Below are 626 nucleotides of genomic sequence, written 5' to 3'. Positions count from 1 at the left end.
TGGGCACCCTAGGGCAGCTCACCAGCTGCTTCGGCTACGACGCCATGGGCCGCAAGGCCTGGCAGTTCGCCTCGACCCTGCCGGCGGAAAAACTCTCGCAACTGCACAACCCCGGCATCCAGCCCGAGCTGCTGGTGGAGCACGCCTACAACCCGATCCACCGCCGCCACCAATACGACCCGGCCGGCGAACTGACCCGCACCCTCGACAAGTTGCGCGGCGAGATCAAGTACGACTACGAAGCCAACGGCCAACTGCACAGTCGTGACACCGGCAAGTTGGTGGACAGTGAAGAGTTCCGCTACGACGCGGCGGCGAACCGGTTGAACTTCAACACCAGCCAGTTTGATCACGTCAAAGACAACCGGCTCAAGCAGTGGCGGGATCAGGAATACACCTACGATGCGTGGGGCAACCTGATTGAAAAGCGCAGTGGTATGAGCAGGCTGCGGACGTTCAGGTAGGGCGGTGAAAATCGGCTGGTTAAGGCTGAAACGCGGGTCAACGGCAAGCTGGAAAGTACCGGCGCTTATCGTTACGACAGCCTGGGGCGTCGTGTGGCCAAGGTGTCAGCGGTCAACGGCGTCACCGAACAGAAGAATTTCCTGTGGCAAGGTTTGCGCATG

1 pseudogene is annotated in these 626 nt (G+C 60.7%); it reads left to right on the top strand.

Going from position 1 to position 626, the window contains the following annotated elements:
* Positions 1 to 626: pseudogene (locus AEQ67_RS25060) on the top strand (RHS repeat domain-containing protein); the annotation flags it as partial.

Origin of the sequence: Pseudomonas sp. RIT-PI-q (assembly GCF_001297125.1) — a bacterium.
Taxonomy (GTDB): Bacteria; Pseudomonadota; Gammaproteobacteria; order Pseudomonadales; family Pseudomonadaceae; genus Aquipseudomonas.
This window is presented reverse-complemented; position numbering and strand designations above follow the sequence as displayed.